Below are 24,520 nucleotides of genomic sequence, written 5' to 3'. Positions count from 1 at the left end.
GGGCCGCCGGCGCAATCGCGGCTACCGAAATTCCGCTCGGGCACCGCGATTCACGATGTCGATGAGCCAGGGTCTGTCGCGACAGGGATTGCAAGGTTAGTCTAACCTAACCCAGGCGTGGACCCGAAGGTCGGGACCATCCGATCGGAGGAGCGAGCGCGATGTCGTCGAATGCCGATTCGCAGGGCGCGCGGCTGTCCACAGCACCGTCGACGGTGCACGGGACAGGACGCCGCCGGAAGGAGCCGAAGTGACCACACCCGCGATCGAGGTCGTGGACCTGGTGAAGAACTATGGCGAAGTGTCCGCTCTGAAGGGCATTTCGCTCGAGGTGGCGCGAGGGGAGGTACTCGGCCTCCTCGGTCCCAACGGCAGCGGCAAGACGACGACGGTCACCCTTCTGTCGACCCTGCAACGTCCGAGCTCGGGTCACGCCAGGATCTGCGGGCACGACGTGGTCGGCGAGGCGGCCCGGGTCCGCGAACTGGTGTCGCTCACCGGACAGTACGCCTCGCTGGACGAAGGACTCACCGCCGTGGAGAACCTGGCGGTGTTCGGGCGTCTCACCGGTTTGCGCGGTCGCGAACTGAAGGTCAGGATCGACGAACTGGTCGAGCAATTCGACCTCGGCGCCGAACGCGATCGGCGGGTCGCGACTCTGTCCGGCGGCATGAGGCGACGCGTGGATATCGCGAGCGCGCTGGTCACCCGGCCCGAGGTGTTGTTCCTCGACGAGCCGACGACGGGTCTGGACCCGCGCAGCCGGGCATCGGTGTGGGACACCGTCGCAGCCCTGCGGGCCGAGGGCATCACCATCCTGCTGACCACGCAGTATCTGGAGGAAGCCGACCGGCTGGCAGATCACATCGTGATGCTGAACAGGGGATCGGTCGTCGCGGCGGGCACCCCGGGACAGTTGAAACAACAGGTCGGAGCGGCCGTCTGCGAGGTGACCCTCGTCGAACGTGGTGACACCGCACGGGTCATCGATCTGCTCGACGGGCTGGAACTGGTCGAGGCGCCCGAAGACGGCACCGCCTCGGGGGCGCAGGCACATCCGCGTCTGGTCGTCCGCGCCCCGGACGGCATGGCGACGGTCGCCGAGGTGATCGCGCGATTGCGCGGCGCGGGAATCGATGTCGTCGACATCGGTCTGCGGCAGCCCTCGCTCGACGAGGTCTTCCTACAACTGACCGAGACCGCCTCATGACGGCGACCCTCGCTCCGACGACGTCGACCGGCTCCCGCGGTGGTTCCACGGCACGAACCTCGGTCGGACTCGCGGCAGCCACCGCGACATTGGCGCGCCAGAAGGTGCTGGCCGCGGTGCGGTCGGGCGATGCCGTCTTCGCCGTCTTCGGGCCGGTTGTCTTCTTTCTCTGCTTCTACGTCCCCTTGCACGGGCAATTCGAGCGCGCGGGGGGCGAGTACGCGCAATTCCTGCTCCCGATCATCCTGTTGCAGGCCGGGATCTTCACCGCCATCAGCGCGACCGAGACGGCCGGATACGACGCCCGCGCCGGGGTGCACGAGCGCGTGATGTCGCTGCCGATCCCGCGTGTCACACCTTTTCTCGGCCGGATGGCCTGGGTGCTCACCCGTATGCTGCTGACACTGGTCGGTGGCCTCACGATCGGCTACAGCCTGGGGTTCCGCTTCCACGGATCGATCTGGCACACCGCCGTCTTCCTGGCGCTCGTCGTCGTCTTCGGGCTGGCGCTGAGCATGCTCACCGACGCCGTGGGCACCGTCGGACGCGACTCGGTATCCATCGCGAGCATCCTGATGATTCCGCAGTTGATTCTGGTGATGGCCTCCACCGGACTCGTTCCGGCCGAGGGATTCCCCGGTTGGGCACGGCCGTTCGTCCGCAACCAGCCGCTGTCGGTCTTCTCCGACGCGCTGCGAGGGCTGGCCGACGGGAGCGGAGTCGACCTGACCGCGGCCGCGATCTGGTCCGTCGGACTGCTCGCGGCGGGGTCCGCGGCGATCGTCGCGGCGGCCAGGGCACAGGTGAAACGATGAGTGAGACGATGACGACGACACAGACATGGCGGCCACGGCGGTCGGTGCCGCTGGCCGCGCAATCGGTGGTCCACGCGACCGCGCTGCTGCGCTCGTGGTCACGTGATCCCGGAATCGTGGTGCAGTCGCTGGTCTTTCCCGCCTTCATGCTCCTGATGTTCCAGCTGGTCCTCGGTAAAACCGTGACCTCGATGGGCGGCGGTAACAGCGTCTACGGCAACACCGGTCTCGTCGCACTGGTCGGCGCGTTGTTCGGCACCCTCGCCACGGCGATCAGCCTGATCCACGAACGCGATTCGGGACTGTTGTCGCGGATGTGGACGCTGCCGGTCCCCCGGTCGGGGTTCATCGCGGGCAGGCTGGCGGCCGAAGCCGTGCGCGCCGGGATCGCCACCGTGGTGCTGTTCCTCATCGCGGTGCCGCTCGGTTTCCGATTCGAGCACGGCATCGCGGCCGGTATCGGGGCGGTCCTGGTGCCGATGATCTTCGGGATCGGCATCGCGGTTCCGGTGATCGCCTTGGCGACAGTGGCTTCCGGAAAGCAGGCGGTCCAGCAACTCGGCGGCCTCTTCCTGCTGCTGCTGTTCTTCAACGGCGGTTTCGCACCGATCAGCGAATATCCCGGATGGTTGCAGCCGGTGGTCCGGCATCAGCCGATGACACCGGCCATCGACGCGGTCCGCGGTCTGACGGAGGGCGGGGCCATCGCCGCTCCGCTGATCACCACCGTCGCCTGGACGATCGGGTTGATCGCCGTCTTCGGCCCGCTCGCGGTGCGCGGTTACCGGCACGCGGCCGAAAGTCGCTGACAGAACAGATATCCGGACACGACGGGCGAATCGCCCGAGCGATTCCGGTCCGGTCGCACGCTTTCGGCGAACGAGTAAAGCCGCCGGGTGGGTCCTGAGGAACCCACCCGGCGGCATTGTCCATTCGGCCCGACGTCAGCCGGGAATCAACGCCGCCGCCGACGCCCGACGGAGTTTGCCCGACGGCGTCTTCGGCAACGCGCCCTTCTGCACGATGGTCACCACCGCGGGCGCGATGCCGACATCGTCGTAGACCGCGCGCGCGACCTCCTTGCGAATCCGCTCGCATTCGTCGGAATCACCGACGGCGTCGGATTCGGCGATGACCGCGATCCCCTCGCGCGCCATGCTCGGCAGCCGAATCGCCAGCGCGGCGACACTTCCCGGCCGTACACCGGAGACTCCCACCGCCGCCCGCTCGACGACCACCGGAGAGATATTGCGCCCCGCGACGATGATGACGTCCTTCTTGCGTCCGGTCACCACCACCTCACCGCTACCGGTGAGGTAGCCGAGATCACCGGTGGACAGCCAACCGTCGGAGTCCAACGCGTCGGTGTAACCGTCCGGACCGAGGTAGCGCGTGGTGACGGCATCACCGCGCACCAGGATGGCGCCGATCCGATCGGCGGGCAGCGCGGTCCCCCGTTCGTCGACGACCCGCAGTTCGATCCCGGGGACGGGCACCCCCAATCGGGTCAGGGTCCGTGGCCGCGTGCTCGGCTCGCGACCGATGGCCCCTTCCAACTCGGCGCGATCGGAGTCGATGACGTCGACCGAATAGCGGTCGTCGGCCGCGGTGAACGACACCGCGAGAGTGGTTTCGGCCATGCCGTAGGCGGGCATCAGCGCTTCGGGCCGGAGCCCGAACCGGGCGCCCTCGGCGATGAATTCCCGCAGGGTCGCCTCGTCGACGGCCTCGGCCCCGTTGACCGCCACGCGCAACGACGACAGATCGTAGGCGCCGTCGGGGGCGCGCCGCAGCCGCCGCGCAAGCACCGAGTAGGCGAAATTGGGTGCCGCGGTGAAGGTTCCGCCGAAACGTGTCATGAGTTCGGCCCACGACAGCGGATTTCCGAGGAAGGCGAGAGGGGTGCTGATCACCGTGGTCGCCTGCGCGAACATCGGCGTCATCATCATGCCGATCATGCCCATGTCGTGGTAGAGGGGCAGCCAGCTCACCACCACGTCGTCGGACCGGAATCCGGCCGCGGCGACCATCGCCCGCTGGTTCGCGTACAGGTTCCGGTAGGTAATGGCGACCGCTTTCGGAACACCCGTCGTGCCCGAGGTCAGTTGCAGGACCGCGATATCGTCTTCCTCGGTCGCCACGTAGGGCCGCTCCCCCGCCGTGACGAGTTCCTCGATCGGCACGATCCGCACACCGAGATCGAGTTCGCGCACGGCGTCGGTGAACGGCTCGCCGACCGCGAGCACCCGGGCATCCAACATCCGCAGGACCGCGCGGGTGTCGGCCACCCAGGTCTCCAGATTCGTGCGGGGTGTCGGCTGGTGCAGCATCGTGAACGCCGCGCCGCTCATCCAGGTCGCCTGCACGAGAACCGCGACATCGGCGGCGTCACCGGCCAGAATCGCGACGGATCCGCCCGGCTCGACCCCGGCGTCCGCGAGACCGCCCGCGGCGCGGCGGGCCGTCGCCCGCAGCTCGTCCCATGATCGGAACGTCAACGCCGAGGCGTCGTTGCCGCTCCACAGGCCGGTCGTGGCGGAAACGGGCTCGTCGAACAGCATTCGGGTCAATCTGCCCATGGGTTGTTCACATCTCTTCCTGCGGGGACGAATCGTCGATTCATTGCGTGTGGGCGGCTTCGTGCAGCACGCGTTCGAACTGCTCGACGAAGACGGAGGCGTAACCCTCCGGCAGCGCGGCGGGGTCGGTGACGATGCCGAAGGAGGTCGTATTGCCCAGGATCAGCGAAGTCACCGAGAACGAGTAGCCGACCAGCGGTGAGAGCGCGGTCAGTTCGGTGATGCCTTTGCCGAGCACCGACCGCACGCGCGAGAAACCGGGATTGATCCCGATGTGGATATCGGGGCTCATCCGCGCCATGGACGCGTTGGCGATCGCGCGTTGCGCGGCCCACGGCAACTGCGGTGTGTTCTCGGTGGCGGCCAACGCCAGTTCCGGACGTTCGGCCTCGATCGTGGTGAGTTCGGACCGGCACCGCTCGATCTGGCGAGCGAGGTCGGCTTCGTTACCGCGCAGATTGAGCAGCGAGACGAGCACCGCGTTACCCGTGTGCCGGAACGCGGTGTCGTGGGTGACCGGAAGCGTCACTCGAATCGTCTCCGCCTGCGCGTTTTTCGTCGCGGGCGGGGAGAGGCTGAGGGTCCGGCCGATGGCCGCGAGCACGAATTCCTGGACGGTGGCACCGTGTTTCTTCGCGGTCCGGCGCAGGGTTCGCGTCGAGGTGCTGTACAGCGCGACCTCGCGACGTCCCGACTTGGTCAGTTTCGGCCAGCCGCGCCCCTCGCTGCCCGCCTTCCACTGCGCGCCGAAGGCCGCCTTGGACGCCTTCAGCACCTCCGGGTCGATCGCGTCGATCCGGTAGCGCGGGCTGGTCGCGAAGCGTTCGAATTCCGACAGATCCTCCGATGTGCCGTCGGCCAGCAGGGCGGCGAACGCCGCGCCCGCGATACCGTCGGACAGGCTGTGGTGTACGCGCAGCAGGACGAACTGGGCACCCGCCGCGCCGGGCGTGAACAACGTGATGTGCCACAGCGGATCCGGGCGGGGCAGATGTGTTTCGAGCAGGGCCGCCATGCGCTGTCGCAGATCGGCCGCGTCGGTGTATTCCGCGTGCGCGAGATGCCGGTCCACGTCCAGGTTCTCGGCCAGCACCACCTGTGGTTTGCGCCAGCGGCCGTGCCGAACGCCGAGGCGGAAGATGTCGAACAGCCCGTGCCGTTCCCGCACCCGAGCCCGAACCTCGTCCACGGTGAGGTGCGCGCCCTCGGTGGAGAGTTCGAGCACCATGGCCCAATGCATCGGACTGCTCTTCGTATCCAGATGCAGGTAGGTCAGATCCGGGCGCGCCAACTCGGCGGTGCCCGTGCTGGTCGTCGTTTCGGTGACAGAACTGTTCACGGTCGGTCCGCCTGATTCTCGAACATTCTCCGGTAGCGGTCGTGATCGGGTTTCATCGCCGCCGCCACCAATTCCCACAGCACTTCGTCGGTGCCGCCACCGACCCTGGCCAGTTTCATATCGCGCCACCAGCGTCCGATCGGGGTTTCGGACTCGAGGTAACCGATTCCGCCGAAGATGTGCAGACATTCCGAGGCGACTTCCTCGCCGAAGTTCGCCGCGGTCACCTTCAACGCGGCGGCGGTACGCAGATTGACCTTCCCCTCGGCGGCGACACCGGCGAGCGCGTAGCGGAGCAGGTCGACCCTGGATTGCAGGTCCGCGAGCCGCAACCGCAACACCTGGTGGTCGTAGAGACGTTTGCCGAACTGGGTACGGGTGACCATGCGCGCGAGCGTGACGCCGAGCATCACCTCGCAGGCCGCCGCGATCTGTCCGGCGACCGAGAAGCGTTCGTGCGCAAGGCCCCAACTGATCACGGCGAGCCCGGTGCCGGGGCGAGCGACCAGCGCTTCCTCCGGAACCCAGGTGTCGATCGTCACCGCCGCGGTGTCCAGCGGCCCGGCGCCGAGTTTCTCGTACGGCGGGGCGACCGTCACCTGCGAGATCGGCACGGCCACCAGCGCGACATTGCCGTGGTCGCCGGCCGAGCCGCTGCCCGCGCTCCTGCCGACCACGAAGATGTAGTCCGCGACGGTCGAGAGCGAGACGAACTTCTTGTGCCCGACGACGCGGTAACCGCCTGCCTCGGGTTCGATCATCGTCTGCACGTTCTGTAGATCCGACCCACCCGACTCCTCCGAGGCGCCGATGCACAGCACCACTTCGGTGGCGATCGCCCTGGCGGCCAGCTCACGCTGGAAGTCGTTGCGCGCGAATCGGCGCAGAATCGCGATCGCGGAATCGTGCAGGCTGACCCCGACGCCGATACCGGCCGAATTCAGCGCGCCCAGCCGGTAGGCGAACGCGAAATGCCGACCGAGGTCGGCTACCTTGCGGTCTTCCCATTTGTGCGCGAAGACGCCTTCTGCGCCGAGGTGTTCCAGCAGCACACGGGGAAACTTCTTGTCCCGCTCGGCCTGCTCGGTCCACGCGACGACGCGTTCGTCGAACGCCCGGGCCAGCAGTTCGTCGAAGGTCTCGGTGCTCGCCGCGACGGTCATGCCCGAATTTCGCTGTCGCCGCTGAATTTCGAGCGGATCAGGTCTTCCAGGTCACCCACCGACGCGGCCTCCGACATCTCACGTTCGGTCAGTTGCACGCCGAGGCGCTCCTCGATGGCGACCACGCCGATGGCGAAGGCCACCGAATCGACGCCGAGATCCTCGATGAGCAGCGATGTTCGGGTGACTTCGGTGAGCGAGAGATCGAGATCTTCTTCCAGGATGCTGTCGAGCACATCGCGGATATGGTCGGACACAGGTACTCCTCAGTGGCTTAACGGATACTTCTCGGTGGGGCCGAGCCCCGGGCAGCGCGCCGAACGCTATTCGAGCTCCTCCTCCGTCACGCCGAAGGTGGTGAACGCGGTGTTGCGCTGGAGGCGATAGACTTCCCGGCCTCGAACGGCGTTGAGTATCTTGGCGTTACGCACCGCGCCGATATCCAGGTTCGGCGCCGAGACACCGTGGCTGTGCGCGTCGGCGTTGGCCACGAAGAGTCGATCGGTCAGCGCGTCGTCGGTCTCGACGGCGTGATCGGCCCGAATGATCGGCCGTCCTCGCGAATCCCGGCGTATCCGGCTGTCGAGCGGAGCGAGGAAATCCTGTTTGCGCGGCCGGTAGCCGGTCGCCGCGATCACCAGATCGGCGGTGTGCGACAGCGGTGCTCCGGTGTCGCTGTGCCGTCCCCGAATGCGCAGCCGTCCGTCGGGCTGCTCCTCGATACCTTCGACCGCGACGCCGTTGCGTAGCCGCACCGGCGCCAGCTTCTCCTTCAGTTGACGGCGGTAGAGCAGGTCGTGCAGCCGATCGAGGGTGTCGGTCGAGATCCCCTTGTGGAACTGCCAGTGGCCGGCGCGCACCTCGTCTCGGGTGGCTTCGGGCAGGCTGTGGAAATAATCCATGTAGCCCGGCGTCGTCATCTCGAGCGACAGTCTGGTGAAGTCGAGCGGTGCGAACCACGGGGTCCTGGTCCACCATTGAACCGCCGGTCCCCCTTGCAGATTCGCTTCGAGCAGATCGACCACGATCTCGGCGCCGGACTGACCGGAGCCGACGACGGTCACCGCACCGGCCGCGTGCGCGGTGTCCTGGTGGTAGAGGTACCGGGAACTGTGGACCAACGCGGGTGAGGTCGTCGCGAGTTCGGTCGGAATCGCGGGTTCGGTGCCGACACCGACAACGACATGGCCGGCCCGGATCACCGAGTTCACCCCGCCAGCCGTCACCGACACCTCGAACAGGTCGCGCTCGTCGTCCCAGCGGATCTCCTCGACGGTCGTCCCGAAGCGCAACGACGGCAGTCGGTCGACGACCCAGAGCAGATACGCCTCGTATTCGCGCCTGGTCGGAAAGAACTGCTCGCGCACCAGGAACGGGTACAGGCGGTCGACGTCGGCCAGATACCCGAGAAACGACAGCGGATGGGTCGGATCGACCAGCGATACCAGGTCCGACAGAAAGCTGACCTGTAGTTTCGCGTCGTCGAACATCAGTCCCGGATGCCAGCGGAACTGATCACCGGAGTCGACAACGACGACGTCGGTGTCCTGCACCGTCGACGCGAGGGCGGCCAACCCGAGGTTGAACGGGCCGCATCCGACGGCGAGGATGTCGACCGTCTCGATGTCACTCATGGACCTTCACCATCTCGTCCTGGTCGATGGCCAGCCCTTCCGATTCCACCTCGAGCGCCACGCGCAGGAGTTCGTCGAACAGCGCGTCGATATCGCGCTCACTCGATTCCGGATTCAGCAGGGTGAGTTTCAGGCAGGTGCGCGGTTCGCCCGCGCCGTGCACGCGCACCTGGGTGCGCCCGATGAGGGCCTTGCCCGAACTGATCAGTCGCCGCCGCAGTTCGGCGTTCACCTGATCCAGATCCAGATCCTCACAGCGATAACGGAATACGACCGTTGTCAGGGTGACCGGAGCGACCAGTTCGAGTTGCAGCTCGGTGCCGATACGCCGCTCGGCGTGCAGCGCCAGCTCATGGCAGGTGTCGAGCATCTCACCGAGCCCGGTGCGGCCGTATGCCAGGAAGGTCGCCGCGACCTTGAGCACGTCCGGACGGCGCGTGGTCTGCAACGTCTGACCGAGCAGACCTCCGTAGCCGGCCTCGACGTCGTCGTCGGGATTGAGGTAGGCCACCGACCTGTTGAGCGAGGCGAAGCGCTGCTCGTCGGCCAGCAGCAGCACACTGGCGGCGGCGGGCTGCCATCCGACCTTGTGCAGGTCGAGGGTGATCGAATCCGCGCGGTCGATTCCGGTCAGCAGTGTGGCGAGATTGTCGGAGAACAGCGAGCCGAATCCGTAGGCGGCGTCGACGTGGAACCACACGCCGTGCCGCTTCGCGATCTCGGCGATCTCGGGCAGCGGGTCGATGGAACCGAAATCCGTCGTGCCCGCCGTCGCCACGACGGCGACGGGGGTGTGGCTGGCGCCGAGTTCGGCCAGTGCCGTCTCCAACGCCTCCGGAATCATCCGATGGTCGGCGTCGACCGGGACCGGGATGGCCGCCGCCTCGCCCAAACCGAGTGCGGCGCAAGCGCGGTGGATGGAGAAGTGGGCGACCTGCGAGCAGAGCACCACCGGACGTGCCAGCGCGCTCGTTCCGCTCTGGCGGACGTCGATGCCGCGCGCGGCGGCACCGTAATCCCTGGCAATCAGCAGTGCCAGCAGATTCGAGTAGGAGCCGCCCGGACCGAAGACGCCGCCGGCGGATTCCGAGAAACCGGCCAGTCGCGCCAGCGCGGCGATGGTCCACTTCTCGATCGCGAGCGTGGCCGGACCGGAATCGTAGGTGTCGAGCGAGGCGTTGGTCGCGCTCGCCAACGCGTCGGCCACCACGGCGACGGTCAGCGGCGGGGGCTGCAGATGTGCCGCGCACAGGGTGTGGGTCAGATCCAGGCCGTAGCGGGCGATCAGATCGGCCACCGTGGTCAGTGCGGCCGATTCGCCCATCCCGGTCTCCGGAATACGTTGCGGTCCCAGCGATTCCGCGACGGCCGCCAGCATTTCGGCCGGGGCGCCGGAGGGCAGCGGCGAGCCGTGGTGGCTCCCGTCCACGGCGCGCGCGACCTGGGCGAGTCCGGTGCCGACTTCGGCCCAGCCGTCGCCGGGGCCGGCGAACTTCGAGGGTCTCCGCCAGGGAGTTGACAATTCAGACGACACAGAAGGCCCCATAACTCGAGAATATGAACACAAGATTTTTCGATCGGACGACGCGCACGGCGGACAGGTTCCGCGCGACGGGCCGGTTGGTGCGCTGCTCGGGAATTCGGCGGGATGGAATCGGTTACGAGCTCTCCGCTTCCCGTATCTCCCGGATGAACTGCCCCAGTCGCCCGTCGAGGGACCGCGGCAGCCGTGCGACGACATCGGCGGCCATCTCCGACGCGCGCCGCGCGAACTCGGCGTCGACGGCAGCGGGTTGATAGTCGATCTCGAGGTGCACACCATCGTCGGCGCCGATCTCGAAAGCGAAGGTCAGCGGGTAGTTTCCGACGCCGTTGAACACCGATTCGCAGGTGACCCGCGCGTTCGCCGGAACCGGGATACCGCGCAGCGGCGCGTTGCGCACCGAGGCCATGATCTCGGCGACCGGAAAGCGGCCACCCGCGTTCCTGAGTGCGGTGAGGATGGTTCCGTAGTCGACGGTGGCGAATTCCATCGCCCGGTACACCGCCGACACCGCGTCTCGAAGGGCCTCTCGCACCGTCGATTCCGGCGCGAGCGAGAAACGCATGGGAACAATGTTCCCGCTGTAACCGACCCGGTCCTGTTCTTCGCCCGCCCGCCGATTCTCGGCCGGCACGAGCAGCACATGGTCGGCGGCGTCGGTCAGTGCGTACACACTCAACGCGCATACCGCGATGAGGGTGGCGTTCAGGGTCGCGCCCACTTCCCCGGCGACGCCGTTCAGCGCAGTGATCCGCGCCGGGTCGATCGGATTCTCCAGTCGGACACCGTCGTTGTCACTGAGCGGAGCCAGCCAACTCTGCGCCGCGGTGAGTTCGGGCAACGCTCCCGACAGCGGAAACCGCACCTCCGGCGCCGCCCAGGTCGCCGTCGCGTGCCGCAGCGCGCGGTCGAGCACGTCCGGGCCGGGCGGCGTGTCCGGGCGCCGGGAGACCGGCTCACCGGATGCCTGCGGCCACGAACCGGAGATCAGCGCACCGAGCAGCAACGACCACGAGGTGTCGTCCACGGCCAGATGGTGCACGACCACCACCATCGAGATCTCACCGGACTCGGTCGCGTGGATACGGGCACGCAGCGGCGGCTCCGCGCTCAGATCGAACGGCGCCTTCGCCAATGCAGACGCCGCCGCGTTCACCTGCGCGCGGCCGATCGGGCCGGTCGCGACGGGAATATCCTCGGACGCACTCGATGTGCCCCACTCCCAGATCGCGCCCGGTTCGACCCAACGACCGTTTCGTCGGACCGGCACGCGCCGCGGAATTCCCGCATCGTCCACGGCGACAACGGATCCGAGCACATCGGCGTTGCGAACCATGAGTTCGAACGACGCGATCACCGAGTCCAGCGTGTACGTACCGCCGAAGTGCAGGACGAGGCCGATATTGTGCGAGATCGACTCCCGGTCCAGGTCGTAGATCTTCCACATGCGCCGTTCGGCGATCCGCAGCCTGCCGTCGGAGATGTCGTCGACGGCCGTCACGTTGGCGGGCGCGCGCTCGACGCTCGCTCCGGCCGCCGCCAGCCGCCGTCGCATGAGTTCCATTCGCGCATCGGTCAATAGGTTCATAACTCTCCCAGCGTCGAGCCGTTGGTCGACCACGCCGGTGCCGGGCGCACCGCGAGCCGGTAGGTGTCGGAACCGTCGCCGCGTGAATCGTCCGCCGCCCCTGGAACACGGCTGAGAACATCCCGGTGGGTCGCGGACTCGCGAAGCGTCGACCAGTCGCTGACGATGTCGATCAGTTCGCCGCGCGCCCACAGCGGTGCCTGGTCCTCGAAATACGGTGAGCGCGGATCACCGCTGACCCCGAGTGGCACGATCCATCGCCCGGCGTCGCGGTCGGCCGGATCCCATACGTAACGCGCGGCCGAGCCGAAACTGCACGCGTGGGCGACGCCGACGGCGCTGCCGTTGGCGAGGACGCATTCGCCGTCACCGCCGAGCGAATGCCGCTGCGGCCTGATGCGTTGCGACAGCCCGGGGTGTTTCGGCGTCGCTCCGACCAGATCCATACCGTGGATCGGGGCGAGGACGTGGACACTGCCCCAGGTCGGGATGTCGGCCAGACCGTCCAGGTGCGCCGCGACGTCTTCGACCGCGCCGCAGACCAGCCGCTCGACGTCCACGCCGAGCCCCTCCACGCGGCTCAGTACGGTTTCCAGCGCCGCCGCGATCCGCGTCCCCGCGACGAACCACAGGTCGAGAACCCTGGGGAACCAGTGGGGTTCGGCCAGGCCCGCCAGCGCGGGTTCGGCGGCGAGTGCCCGGACCAGGTGCGCACGCAACTCCGCGTACACGTAGGCGTCGGTGCTGTCGGCGCGCATCGACCTGTTCCAGTCGAGCAGGCGGCGACGCACGTTCTCGGCGCGTGGACTCAGCCCGGTCAGCGGGCGCAGGAGTCGCTGGATCGAATCCGCCTGGTCGAGTTCGACATCACCGTGGATCCGTTCGCAGTCCGCCACCGACACCGACGTCGTGGCGTCGAGCAGCGCGTCGATCCGATCGGCCCGCAACGACGCGGCACATTCGGTGGTGATCGGTTGCAGCGGTGCCGAATCGGTGATGCGCTGGTTAGCGATCACCGAGTACCCGGCCACTTCCGCGTCGAAATTCTCATCGCCGACCGACGCGGTCGCGTATCCCTCCCACCGGTAGCGCTCATCCCAACCGGGGACGGGCAGCCAGTAGTTCTCCGGGGCGCGCACCGGCATCCTGCCGACGACGTGGTGGGTCAGCCGACCGGCGCTGTCGGCGATGACGATGCGATTGACCGGCTCGACCCATCCGGTCAGCGCCTGTTCGACATCGGTCACGGATTTCGCGAAGAGGACGTCCAGCGACGCGTCGAAGGTGGCGTCCGGGTCACTGAGCAGGGGGCTGCGCAGACTCACCGAGAACGGCGAATCCGGCCCGCCGAACACCACCGACCCGTTGTCGGTGGTGATGATCTCCACCGTGACCGTGGCGCCGCCGCGCACCAGGATCTCCTCCACCCGGGCCGGGACCGCCGCGATACCCGTGGCGGATTCCGCGAACACCTCCCCACCGGCTCTGCTGAGTTTCTCGACGTACAGGTCCTGGTAGTCGCCCATGGCATTGGTGATCCCCCACGCCACCGAGCCCGCGTGACAGAAATGCGGGACGCCGGGAACACCCGCGAAGGCGAATCCGACGACGTCGAATTCGGGGGCGGCGAGGTGGAACTGCTGATAGATGCCGGGCAATTCCAGGAACCGGTGCGGATCGCCCGCGATCAGCGGTGATCCGGTCGACGTGCGCGCCGCGGCGACACCCCAGGCGTTGCTGCCCGATACGCCGTCACCGAACGAGGGAATATCGGTATTCCCGTGCGGTACGGCCGCACCGGGGAAATGGCCGAGCAGCTCGGTCAGGAACTTCTCGTCCGGCAGCGCGGGCACGCTCGTCTCGCTGTAGTCGACGCCTTCGCAGTCGAACAGCGCGAACGCCTCGACCCCGAGTGACCGCGCCGCGTGCAGCCGCCAGAGTTTGGTGATGAATCGCCCGAAGAGAATGTGGTGCACGAGGAAAATCCCGATGGGCGTCCACGGCTGCCACGGTGCGGGGCGGTGATCGAATTCGTCCAGTTCGACGGCTTGCGCGGTATCGAGGGAACCGTTGACACCGTCCACGTAGGCGCGGATCAGCCCGCGCGAACGGGCCGATGACGCCCGGTAGATCCGCCGTGCGGCCGCGTCGATCCCCGCGGTGCGCGCGAACCGGTCCCAGCCGACGGCGTCGGCGCCGAAGACTTCGGCGGTGCGGCCTTCGGCACGCAGTCGCAGGAACTCGATCTGCCAGGCGCGATCGGTTCCGCACGCGTAACCCTGACCGTAGAGCGCACCCTCCGCCGAGCCCGCGGCGATATGCGGAATGCCGTGCGCATCCCTGATGATCTCGATATCCGGCGTGTCGGCACTGTGCGTGGTCACGAGACCGCCACCTCCATGCTCTCGGCACGGTCGACCACGGATCGGTATCCGGCGATCGGATTCACGAGTTCGTGGTCGGAGTCGACGAGCGTCGAATACGAGTCACCGAGATTCACCATGCGGCGGTTGTTCGACAATTGCAGCCTGTTCATGTGGATGGCCTTGAACGTCGGCGCGAACAGGTCCCATCGAGCGAACCGGTCGTCCAGGTCGCGGTGCTCCTGTTCGAACTCGAGGACACTTTCCGCGACGACGGCCCAGAACGCGCTGTCCGCGAGCAGGCCGCTCGCATGCAGGACCGCCGCGAGATGGCGCAGGAAATCGTCGAAGACATCCGAGAGCACACCCATGTTCCGGATGCTGTCGGACTCCTCGACCAGGGACCGTCGACACGATTCCGGAAAGTCCTCGGGCGCGGCGAAAATCGAGACTTCCTCGCCGATATCCTTCAGGATCGCCCGGACCGGAACGCCGGAGTCCAGAACCAGGATCAAGTTCTCCCCGTGCGGTGAGAACTTGAACTCGTACTTGTAGAGCAGGTAGATGATCGGATGCAGGTAGGCCCGCAGATATCGCCGAACCCACTCCCGCACCGAGATTCCCGAGTCGCGGACGAATGCCACGACGAGCGGGGTCCCCAGGTGATCCACATGCAGTAGCGCGGCCATCGTCGTCAACTGTTCGCGCTCGTTCACCAGCCGCGTCGGGCTCTCGCGCCACAGCGCCGACAGCAGTTTCCGATATTCCGACCCCGGTCGGGTGAGAGCGTCGAGATTGGTGTTGCGGTATCCGATCGCCGCGACCTCGTAGAGCATCTCGAAGCCGATCGATGCCAGGTACTCGTCGTCGCGCACCCGATCACGGACCCAGTCGTTGATCGCGGGCGTGGTTCGCATGTAGTCCGCGGACATGCCACGCGTGAAACCCATGTTGACGATCGAGAGCGCCAGCTTCACGTAATGCCGCGCCGGACGCGTCGTATTGAAGACGGTCCGAATGGATTGCTGGGGCTGATACCGATCCGGCGCTTCGCCCAGGTCGACGATCTTCTGCTCCACCAGGTCGACGGCGTAGATCCTCGCGATCTTCTCCGCCCACTGCCACGGATGTACCGGCATGTAGTAGTACCGGGACGGATCGAGACCACGTCGAACGAGCGTGTCATCGAATCCGGCGAGGGTTTCCGCGCCGAGTTCCTCCAGCACGAGTCGGTCGTAGTCGACACCGGAAACCGCGGCGAAATCACAATTCTCGCGCCACACGGCAACCCATCGCAGCGCGAACGTGGCACCCGATTCGGGCGCGTAACGCTCGACGTCGTCGACGCTGAATCCGAGCCTGCCCGCGTTCGCGACGATGCAGGGATGCCCCTCGGTCATCGTCCGCTCGATCGTCTGGAAATCCGATCGTGCCAGATCCGCGGCGGCGATACGTCGCGTGTCGGGACGATTCGCGCTGATAGCGAGTGTATTGGTGAATTCCTCCAGGTATTCCGGCAGTGCCTCGCGGGCGATGCCGAGCGAACCGCCGAGATCGATGACGAGATCGACCGCGTCGACGCGAAGTCGCTCGCCCCGGCGGATCCGCCGCAGCGACATCTCATCGATGAGCCAACTCTCCAGCGACAGCACCTCGGCGCGGAACAGGTATTCGGTCTCGCGATCGTCGGAATGGACCACGTACTCGCCCGGCGACAGTTCGACGGGACGGATACAGCGCTCGTGGCAGAACTCGGCCAGGATCTTCTTCGCGATCCGGGTGTTGTAGGTCTGCCAGAACGATCGGGCCGAAGCCTCGGGGATGCTCACAACGCCGCCTTGTCGAGTGGGATCAGCTGATCGGCGTTCGCGAGAGATCGGCCGTCGTCTGTCACCCGCAGGAAATCCGCACGCGTGCAGTAACTCAGCCGTGCCATCTTGTCGGCCACGGGGTAGTCGCCCTCGACTTCGAAGCCGACGGCGGCGTTGAGCCGCTGAACGTCGAGATTCCTGACATCCGGCTCGACGACGACACGCGCCGCGCCGAATTCCAGAAACGCGGTCCGCATGATGTGGAGCATCACGTTCGCGGTGAATCCGGGCAGGCTGCGCTCACTGCTCGCCACCAGCAGATGCATGCCGATATCGCCCGCCTCGTGCGAATATCCGGTGCCGGGTCGGGCCAGATCACTGCGCAGCGGGTTGTAGAGCTCGAAGAGGAATTCCGGTCGGCCCTCGAAATAGCCGATGCGCATTCCGACATGCGGTTCACCGTCGCCACCCGCGCTGTCGCGGATCAGTTTCTCGACCTCGGCGCGCGTGCTGTTCAGCATCCCCCAGTACTCGGCCTTCGGATGGGTCAGCCACCCGTGCACGGTCTGGACATCGCGCTCGATATCGATGGGCCTCGACCGGAGTTCGTAACTCGGCAGCACCGATGACCGCGGCCGATCGTGGACCTGGGTTCCCGCGTCGAGTTCGGTGCGAATCTGGTCGTCGGACAGGCCGACGACATCGAGGAAAACGCTCGCGACCAGTTCCGCACGGTCACCTTCCAATTCGACCAGCCGATCGGCCAGCCCGGCGATCGTCCGGCGGGAGAAAACATCGGCGACGGTCAGCCCTGGCGCGTCGAGCCACCGACGCGCCGACGCGATGAACGTGGTCGCCAGTACGGAATCGCCGCCGAGCGCGATGAAATCGTCGGTGACACCGAGCGGACGGGAGCTCAGGATGTGCTCGAGCACGATCACCAACGCCGATTCCAGCCCGGTTCGGGGCGCGACCGAAGCCGTCGCGGTGTCGGAGACGACGAGGTCGCGGATCTTCTTGCGGTCGTATTTGCCGTTCGATGTCAGCGGAAGTTCCTCGACGACCGTGATCGACCTCGGAATCATGTGCGGCGGAAGCACTGTCGCCAGCGCGTCGCGAATGTGGGCGCCGGTGGCGCCCGCGGCCACGACCACGGCGAACAATTCGCGACCGTCGGACCACACCACGGCGGCGTCGACGGCGTCCAGGCCCAACAGACCCGCCTCGACCTCGCCGAGTTCCACGCGATAGCCGCGGATCTTGACCAGATGGTCGGCCCGCCCGAGGAAATCGAGGAACCCGCCCGGCAGGTACCGCACGATATCGCCGGTGCGGTACCAGCGGACGCCGTCGAGTTCGACGAACCGGTCGGCCGTGCGCTCCGCGTCACCCCGATATCCGTGGGCGACCCCGCTCCCCCCGATCCACAGCTCGCCGGGAACGAGATCGGGACGATCGCGTCCCACCGCGTCGACGACCCGGCAACGCACACCGTCCAACGGGATGCCGTAGGGCACGAAAGTCGCACCCGCCGGAACGTCGGCCGCCTCGCAGACGGTCGAGTGGATCGCGGTCTCGGTGGTGCCGCCCAGACCGGCGACCCGACAATCCGGCAATTGCGCGATGACCCGATCCAGCAGGGAGACAGCGACTTTGTCGCCACCCATCACGACGACGCGCAAGGTCGGCGGCAGCGGCGCGATGTCGAGGATCATGCCGAGGATCGAGGGCACACAGTTGAGAACGGTCACCGAATGCTCGCGCAGGAGCCGGGCCCAGTCGTCGACTCTGGTGCGCTCGTCGTCACCGGGTACGACGACGGCGCCGCCGACGGCGAGCAATCCGAAGATGTCGAAGACCGACAGATCGAATTCCAGCGACGACACCAGCAGACTCCGGTCGGCCGGGCCGAGTTCGTACCGTCGGACCAGATCGGTGAGAGTGGCGACCGCCGCGCGATGGGGCACTTCCACCCCCTTGGGCAGACCTGTCGAACCGGAGGTGAACAGCACGTAGGCGAGCGCGTCGGTCGACACCGTCGTCGGCTCGACCGGCGAGGCCGTACGCGCGTCGGCGATATCGAGCACCGGGACCGAGGAACCGGTCCACGCCCCGGCGTTATCTGTGAGAACGGCCGCCGGTGTCGCCACCGACACGATGCGTTCACGACGTGCCGTCGGCTGGTTCGGCGAGATGGGCACATAGGCGGCGCCCGCGGTCAGCACGCCGAGCGCGGCGACGATGTGGTCACCGCCCTTGGGGAAGTCGACGATCACGGTGTCGCCGGATCGCACACCGAGCGTTCGCAACGCTCCGGCCACGCGCGCGGCCTCCTCGGCGAGTTCGCCGTGGGTCCAGGTACGACCGGCGTCGATGACGGCCGGTGCGTCGCGCCGCTCTCGGGCCACGGCGTGGAAGCGTCCGTGCAGCGTGCCGTCGAAAAGATCCGACGGGGTCAGTGGCCGCTCCACCGAAAGTCGTTGTGCGCGAATCTCATCCGGGACCGGATCGGGAGCGGGTCGCTCCCATTGGCCCGCGATCAGCAGATCCAGCAGTCGCACGTAGTAGGCGAACATCGCACGTGCCGTATCGAGGTCGAGGTCGGACGCGCGGACATCCCAGTTGAGCAGCAGTCCGCCGGAGACCTCGGTGACCTGAGCGTCGAGCAACACCTGGGGTCCCTGCGAAACGATCCACGAGGGCTGTCCGAGCACCTCGGTGACGGTGGGGGTGAACAGTTCGCCGAGTCCGAGCGCACTGGTGAAGACCACCGGCGACACCACGGGTTCCCCACGCTGCCTGCTGAGTTCGCGCAGGACGTCGAGTCCGCCGAAACTACCGTGGGCGGCGGCGCCGTGCATCGCCGCGCGCAGGTCGTTCGCGCGTTCGGCCAGCGTCCTGACCTCGCCGAGATCGACATCGACGATGATCGACGAGGTGAAATCCCCGACCACCTTGTCCACGTCGGGGTGCCCGGGATCGCGGTCGAACATCGGTACGGTCAGCAGGAAGCGCGGCGTACTCGAGTACGCGCCGACCGCTTCGGCGAATACCGCGGCCACCGCCGACGCCGGGGTGACTCCGCGACGGCGGGAATGCTCCTCCAGCCGTGCTCGATCGGCCGCGTCGATGGCGTGATGCAGCCGCACCGTCGTCGGCGCGACATCACCTCGGGCGGCGGCATCGTCGAGCGGCAGTTCCGGCGGGCCTGGCAGTTCCGGAATACGCTCCGCCCACCAGGCGATATCCGATTCCCGCGGTGCACGTCCGACCCGTTGGGCCGACAGCGCGGGGAAGGTCACACCCAGCTCGGAAAGGGTCTCGCCCCGATAGATTCGGGCCAGATCGTCGACGAGTACCCGGTAGCTCATCGCGTCGGCCGCGATCATGTCGACGTCGAGGTGGACGCGGCCGGTGCCGTCGGGCAGCAGTGTCAACTCCGCGCGGATCACCGCGCCGTCCTCGATCGGCAGCGAGCGGTGTGTCCCCCGCTCACGTCTGCCTTCGAGGATCGTCGTCACCACGTCCGGCGACACTTCACGCAGGTCGTGGACAGCGATCGCCTCCGGATGCGCGGCACCGACGAGTTGTGTTCCGTCAGGCAGCACCCGGACTCGCAGCATCGGGTGGCGTTGCACCAGCGCCGCCACGGCCGACCTGAAACGCTGCGGATCGACCTCGCGGCCGTCGAACTCGATATACAGGTGTGCCGCCACCCCGCCGAGCGCGTGACTGTTCGACCGCCCGATCCAATAGGCGTGCTGCATCGGCGCGAGCGGGAAGGCGACATCGAGTTCTGCTGTCGCCGGCTCGCTCTCACGCCGAGCATCGGACACCCCTGGCGGAACGGCGTCGTCGGAGTTCTGCTCGCCCAGCAGCAGTGTCGTCCAGGAACGGATGGTGGGATCGGCCGACAGTCGCGCGAAGTCGATGTCACACCCACGCTTGCGCCATTGCCCCGCCAACCGCATCATGCGGATGGAATCGACACCCTGCGCGATCAGGTCGTCATCGGGATCGAGAGCATCAGCCGAAATGCCAAGTACCGCACCCACTTCTGCCCGAACATCGATACCCGCACTCGCCTCTGGACGAGCAACAACCATGGGAACGCCTCTCGAAGTCACTTCATAAGGGCGACCTAAGAAATTAGGGTACCCTGATTGAGTAACCCGAGCATAGCCACTCGCGGCATCGGGGCAAGTTCGTCGCCGTGTGACAAACAACGCCTGAGTCGGGTATGTACCTTTTGTCTAACTTAGGGTAGCCTAACGCGCGCTCGCTCGCGGGCCCGAGGAGAACGCCGGGACATGAGGGAGGAGGCACGAAGAACGCGGAGGCATGCCCGGACCGGGCCGACTCCGCGCACCGTTTACACGTTATCTACCAGGAAAATCACGCCGACGGACGAGCACGGACAACGTCACGGATTCCGCGATGCCACGCGCACCGCACCGCGAACCGACGCGGCGGCACAGACACGCCACGTCGACTCGGGCAGCGCCGTACACGATCGACCGGAAGAGATAACCGACAGTATGCGAACGTTGCTGTTCGCGCCGAAAACCTTTGCCTCGAACGCGGTTCGACCCAGCGGTGAGATCGGGTGCCTGCCACGTGCCGAGCCGCGACGATCCATCCGGACCCGAAAGATCATCGCGGCCGACACGGGCCATCGGCCGGGCGGCACCGGCGGCCGGCTCAGCCCCGAACGGCATCCTCGAGACGGGAACCGAGGCCCGGTCGCGGCACGAAGTCGGGGTCGATCTGGTCGATCAACTCGACACCCGCCCACGCTTCGGCGTTGCGGATATGGAACTCGACCGCGTGCCGCTGATACGCCGCCCAGTCACGCGTGCGGGCGTCGACGGCCGAGCGGATCGTCGCGAGAGCGCGGCGGTTACCGGGTTCGAGTTCGGCGACCGGACGTATCTCGCCGCGCTCGGCGGCACGCACGTGCGTCGAGCGATCCAGCCAGCACAGCAGGTTCTCACCGACATGTTCACGAAGGAACGCCAGATCGTCCTCGTCGCAGATCTTGTTGCCGATCACCGCGATATCGATGCCGAAATCCTTGGCGTAGTCGCGATATTGGCGGTAGACGCCGACGCTGCGCAGGGTCGGTTCGCAGACCAGCGCGGTCAGGTCGAATCGCGTGAACAGCCCGGAGGCGAACGAGTCCGCGCCCGCCGTCATGTCGACGACCACGTATTCCCCGGCTCGGTCGATCATGTGATTGAGCAGCAGTTCGGCCGCGCCGACCTTGGAGTGATAGCAGGCCACACCCAGATCGTCCTCGGTGAAGGGACCGGTCACCATGAGCCTGGCTCCCCCGACCTCGCGCACGCAGGCGCGGTAGATCGGGTTGTCCTCCACGACACCGATCAACCGGGAACCCGCGCCCGCCGGGGTGGTCTTGATCATCGCCTCCGCCGAGGCGATCCGCGGATTGTCGCCTCGCAGGTACTCCTTGATCAGGGGCAGTCGCTCCCCCAGGGTCGGCAGAGTCAGCGACTCCTCTTCACCGGCCCCGAGGGCCGCGGCCAGGTGCTGATTGATGTCGGCGTCGATTGCCAGGACGGGCGATCCCTGCTCGACCAGATGGCGGATGAACAGCGAGGACAGCGTCGTCTTACCGCTGCCCCCCTTGCCGACGAAGGCGATTTTCATCGCCGCACACTCCTCTCCGAGGTCAATAACGAAATTCATGTTCAACACGGACGGTGGTCAATCTATCGCGCACACCGCCGCCGCGACCCGAACATGGCTCGCGTGTCGCGGAATCCCTAGGGTCGACAGGTGATCTCCTTGCGAACCGCCTCGACAGCGATGTACATCGCCGCCGCGGCGCTGCTCACACTGCTGCTCCTCGTCCCGCAGGTTCGGATGTACCGCGATGATCTGCCGCGCACCGATGTGGTCGCCCAATTGCGTTTCATCCGTGCGGAATTGGATTCCGGCTCGGCCGAGGAGATGCAGCGCATGTTCCCCGAGGGCTACGTCTTCTCCTACGTCCTCTACGGATTGACGTGGACCGATATCGCGCGCGGCGACCCGGCCTATCGGGACGAGGCGCTGAGGGAAGCGCGCTGGGCGCTGCGACATGTCGACTCTCCTACCGGGCGAGCGGTTTTCGACGCGCGACTACGTCCGGCGTACGGGGTCTTCTACGTCGGATGGTCGAGTCGGTTGCGCGGCGCGGTCGTCGAGCTCGCCGGGACGAACGCTCCGGAGACCGCGCGATTCACCGCGGACTGCGAGGCGCTCGCGGCGGCGTTCGACACCGACGGGCCTTTCCTCGCGGCCTATCCGGGCCAAGCGTGGCCGGTCGACAATGTCGTCGCCATGGCCGCGCTGCGGTCGCACGATCGAATCGTCGGATCACGTTTCGACGCGGTCGTCACGCGATGGCTCACCTCCGCGCGTACCCGACTCGACCCGGCGACGGGTCTGCTGCCGCACATGGCGGCACCCACGCCGGAGGGCGCGCGCGGCTCGTCGCAGTCGATCATCCAGCGATTCCTGCCCGAGATCGACGCGGCGTGGGCGGCGCAGCAGTACAGCGTATTCCGCCGACTGTTCGTCGACACCCCGCTCGGTCTGCCGGGAGTGCGGGAGTATCCCCGTGGCCACGACGGCGCGGGCGACGTGGACTCCGGACCACTCCTGCTCGGCATCAGCGCCTCGGCCACCGTGGTCGGCATCGGCGCGGCCCGGGCGAACGGAGACCGATCCCTGTCCGGTCCACTCACCGGCCTCGGCGAAAGTCTCGGCATGCCGGTCACTCTCGGGGACTCGAAACGCTACGCGTTCGGTGTCCTGCCCATCGGCGACACCTTCCTCGCCTGGTCCTTCTCCGCGCCGCAGGCCGGATCCACGACCACGTTCGCCACGGTCGCCCCGTGGTGGTGGCGACTGCCCTGGCACGCGCTCACGCTGATGGTGGTCGCGCTGCTCTGGCTCCCCGCGATCCGAGGTCTGCTCCGTCGGGCGCGGGCGAAACAGCGTGCGGCTAAAGTAGTTTCACCCCCGGCGGCGACGCCGTAGGCGCACCGACCAGGTTCGCGACCGCCACCACCCGTCCGCCCCCGCGACCTCGACTCGCTGCCGCACCGCTTCCCGGATCTCCCCGAAGCCCGCCGCGTCGCCTTCCGTCGAAACGCAGCGTCGCGGTCCGGCTCGCGTCGACGGCGGACAACTGCGCCACGAGGCGTGTGCCCTGTCCGGCGCGGTGGAATCCTTCGGCGGCGGCGCGGTCATGGTGGCCGATTCCGCCACCGTGTCGGGGGGTCGCGCTGGTCGCCCCGGGACTGGTGGGCTATTTCGTCGCGGCGGCGGCCACCACACCACCGACTTCCGCGCCGATCTCGCGGGCGCAGGCTTCCAACGCGCCCACCGCGCTGATCCGGGGAAAGTCCAACCCGGTGTTGCGGACATTGTCGCGTTCGTCGTCGCCGTCGTTGATCGACACCGCGCCCGCCAGCAGCCAGCGGCGCACATCCGCCGCACTCGGTGATCCACCGGTGACCTTCAGGTGCAGATCCTGGAGGAGCAATACGACACCCGCGACGACGGGGGTGGCCTGGCTGGTGCCGTGTTGGACGGATTCGCCGGTGTCACCGGCGATTCCCGACGACGTGGTCGGTGCGCCGGGCGCGAAGATATCGGTGGCGCACGCACCGCCGACACTCTCGTGCAGTCGCTGCGAGAACGGCGTGATCCGGTCCGGGCCGCTTTCGGTGACCCGCGCGCCGGAATCGTAGGAGAACGGTCCGACGTCGGAGTCGTATACGGCTCCGACGCTGAGGGTCTCGCGGAAGATCGCAGGATAGCTCATGCCCTGGGCGCTGTCATGGGCGAAGAAGTCGTTGCCCGCCGCGACGCAGCAGACCACTCCGGCCGCGGTGAGGTCCGCCACCGCGCGGCCGATGGCGTCCCCGGCCAGATCGCTGTCGGTGGTCCTGTTGTCGGAGGCTCCCAACGACATGCACACCGCGGTGATGCCGAGCGCGGCCCGCTGGTCGAATACCCACCGCAGGGCGTCGAGGACGGCGGTGAACGATCCGCTGCCCGTATCGTCGAGCACCTTGACCGGGACGATGCCCGCTTCGGGTGCCATGCCGATGTGCAGATCGCCCGCGCAGATGATGCCGCCGACATTGGTGCCGTGGCCTTGGCCGTCGGTGGCGTCGTCGGGGTCGCCGCCGTTGTCGGCGGTGAAATTGCGACTCGCGCGAACCCGGCCCGCGAAATCGCGGTGGGTCGTGCGCAGTCCGGTGTCGAGCACCGCGACCGTGGTGCGCCGACCGGCCACGCCGAAGGCGCGCCGGGCTTCGGTCGCCCGGATCAGCGCGTCGACCTGGATCAGTTCGGCATTGCTCGTCTCGCGTTGCAGTGGCGCCTCGACCGGACTCACCCGTTCGTGCGCCAGCGTGTCGTTGTTTCTGTTCACTGTCGTAATCCTTTGCTGAGGAG

At 67.2% G+C, this 24,520-nt stretch carries 16 protein-coding genes; 4 read left to right on the top strand and 12 right to left on the bottom strand.

The window, feature by feature from the left end; translation table 11 throughout:
* Nucleotides 1–250 precede the first annotated feature (250 nt).
* The 3 genes from DAT37_RS07895 to DAT37_RS07885 are packed head-to-tail and all read left to right on the top strand — an operon-like array spanning nucleotide 251 to nucleotide 2,834.
* The gene (locus DAT37_RS07895; RefSeq protein WP_109524061.1) at nucleotides 251–1,210 is read left to right on the top strand and encodes an ATP-binding cassette domain-containing protein; all 960 of its coding nucleotides are present in this window, start codon (nucleotides 251–253) and stop codon (nucleotides 1,208–1,210) included.
* Entirely contained in the window at nucleotides 1,207–2,025 is an 819-nt protein-coding gene (locus tag DAT37_RS07890; protein WP_109524060.1) for an ABC transporter permease, read from the top strand. Before DAT37_RS07895 ends, DAT37_RS07890 begins: the two co-directional genes overlap by 4 nt.
* Complete coding sequence (locus DAT37_RS07885) at nucleotides 2,022–2,834, top strand: ABC transporter permease (RefSeq protein ID WP_109524059.1); 813 nt, start codon at nucleotides 2,022–2,024, stop codon at nucleotides 2,832–2,834. Before DAT37_RS07890 ends, DAT37_RS07885 begins: the two co-directional genes overlap by 4 nt.
* Nucleotides 2,835–2,969: 135 nt before the next feature.
* Here DAT37_RS07885 and DAT37_RS07880 read toward each other — a convergent pair whose 3' ends face one another.
* The 11 genes from DAT37_RS07880 to DAT37_RS07830 all read right to left on the bottom strand — a co-directional run bounded on the left by DAT37_RS07880 (nucleotide 2,970) and on the right by DAT37_RS07830 (nucleotide 21,715).
* Nucleotides 2,970–4,604 (bottom strand): long-chain-fatty-acid--CoA ligase, encoded by a 1,635-nt coding sequence (locus tag DAT37_RS07880; RefSeq protein ID WP_109524058.1) that lies wholly within the window; start codon nucleotides 4,602–4,604, stop codon nucleotides 2,970–2,972.
* A 40-nt stretch (nucleotides 4,605–4,644) separates the two neighbouring features.
* The gene (locus tag DAT37_RS07875) at nucleotides 4,645–5,943 is read right to left on the bottom strand and encodes a wax ester/triacylglycerol synthase domain-containing protein (protein WP_109524057.1); all 1,299 of its coding nucleotides are present in this window, start codon (nucleotides 5,941–5,943) and stop codon (nucleotides 4,645–4,647) included.
* Nucleotides 5,940–7,106: an acyl-CoA dehydrogenase family protein gene (locus DAT37_RS07870; RefSeq protein WP_109524056.1), complete on the bottom strand. Its 1,167-nt coding sequence runs from the start codon at nucleotides 7,104–7,106 to the stop codon at nucleotides 5,940–5,942. The genes DAT37_RS07875 and DAT37_RS07870 overlap by 4 nt, the downstream gene beginning before the upstream one ends.
* The gene (locus tag DAT37_RS07865; RefSeq protein ID WP_109524055.1) at nucleotides 7,103–7,363 is read right to left on the bottom strand and encodes an acyl carrier protein; all 261 of its coding nucleotides are present in this window, start codon (nucleotides 7,361–7,363) and stop codon (nucleotides 7,103–7,105) included. Before DAT37_RS07865 ends, DAT37_RS07870 begins: the two co-directional genes overlap by 4 nt.
* 66 nt (nucleotides 7,364–7,429) lie before the next feature.
* Nucleotides 7,430–8,740, bottom strand: a complete 1,311-nt coding sequence (locus DAT37_RS07860; protein ID WP_109524054.1) for a lysine N(6)-hydroxylase/L-ornithine N(5)-oxygenase family protein — start codon at nucleotides 8,738–8,740, stop codon at nucleotides 7,430–7,432.
* Nucleotides 8,733–10,274: a pyridoxal phosphate-dependent decarboxylase family protein gene (locus DAT37_RS07855; protein ID WP_232839582.1), complete on the bottom strand. Its 1,542-nt coding sequence runs from the start codon at nucleotides 10,272–10,274 to the stop codon at nucleotides 8,733–8,735. Before DAT37_RS07855 ends, DAT37_RS07860 begins: the two co-directional genes overlap by 8 nt.
* Before the next feature lie 124 nt (nucleotides 10,275–10,398).
* On the bottom strand, nucleotides 10,399–11,871 hold the full coding sequence (locus tag DAT37_RS07850) for a condensation domain-containing protein (protein ID WP_109524052.1): 1,473 nt from the start codon (nucleotides 11,869–11,871) through the stop codon (nucleotides 10,399–10,401).
* On the bottom strand, nucleotides 11,868–14,255 hold the full coding sequence (locus DAT37_RS07845; RefSeq protein WP_109524051.1) for a penicillin acylase family protein: 2,388 nt from the start codon (nucleotides 14,253–14,255) through the stop codon (nucleotides 11,868–11,870). The genes DAT37_RS07850 and DAT37_RS07845 overlap by 4 nt, the downstream gene beginning before the upstream one ends.
* Nucleotides 14,252–16,063, bottom strand: coding sequence for an IucA/IucC family protein (locus DAT37_RS07840; RefSeq protein WP_109524050.1), 1,812 nt, complete (start codon nucleotides 16,061–16,063; stop codon nucleotides 14,252–14,254). The genes DAT37_RS07845 and DAT37_RS07840 overlap by 4 nt, the downstream gene beginning before the upstream one ends.
* Nucleotides 16,060–20,151 (bottom strand): non-ribosomal peptide synthetase, encoded by a 4,092-nt coding sequence (locus DAT37_RS07835; RefSeq protein WP_109524049.1) that lies wholly within the window; start codon nucleotides 20,149–20,151, stop codon nucleotides 16,060–16,062. The genes DAT37_RS07840 and DAT37_RS07835 overlap by 4 nt, the downstream gene beginning before the upstream one ends.
* A 595-nt stretch (nucleotides 20,152–20,746) precedes the next feature.
* On the bottom strand, nucleotides 20,747–21,715 hold the full coding sequence (locus tag DAT37_RS07830; protein WP_109524048.1) for an ATP-binding protein: 969 nt from the start codon (nucleotides 21,713–21,715) through the stop codon (nucleotides 20,747–20,749).
* Between the two features lie 129 nt (nucleotides 21,716–21,844).
* Between DAT37_RS07830 and DAT37_RS07825 the strand changes: the two genes are divergently transcribed.
* Nucleotides 21,845–23,092: a hypothetical protein gene (locus tag DAT37_RS07825; RefSeq protein WP_198654147.1), complete on the top strand. Its 1,248-nt coding sequence runs from the start codon at nucleotides 21,845–21,847 to the stop codon at nucleotides 23,090–23,092.
* Between the two features lie 271 nt (nucleotides 23,093–23,363).
* On the opposite strand, the gene DAT37_RS07820 is transcribed toward DAT37_RS07825, so the two are convergent.
* Nucleotides 23,364–24,497, bottom strand: coding sequence for a S8 family peptidase (locus DAT37_RS07820; protein ID WP_232839581.1), 1,134 nt, complete (start codon nucleotides 24,495–24,497; stop codon nucleotides 23,364–23,366).
* Between the last annotated feature and the right edge of the window lie 23 nt (nucleotides 24,498–24,520).

The organism is Nocardia aurea (assembly GCF_003123685.1).
Taxonomy (GTDB): domain Bacteria; phylum Actinomycetota; class Actinomycetes; order Mycobacteriales; family Mycobacteriaceae; genus Nocardia; species Nocardia aurea.
This window is presented reverse-complemented; position numbering and strand designations above follow the sequence as displayed.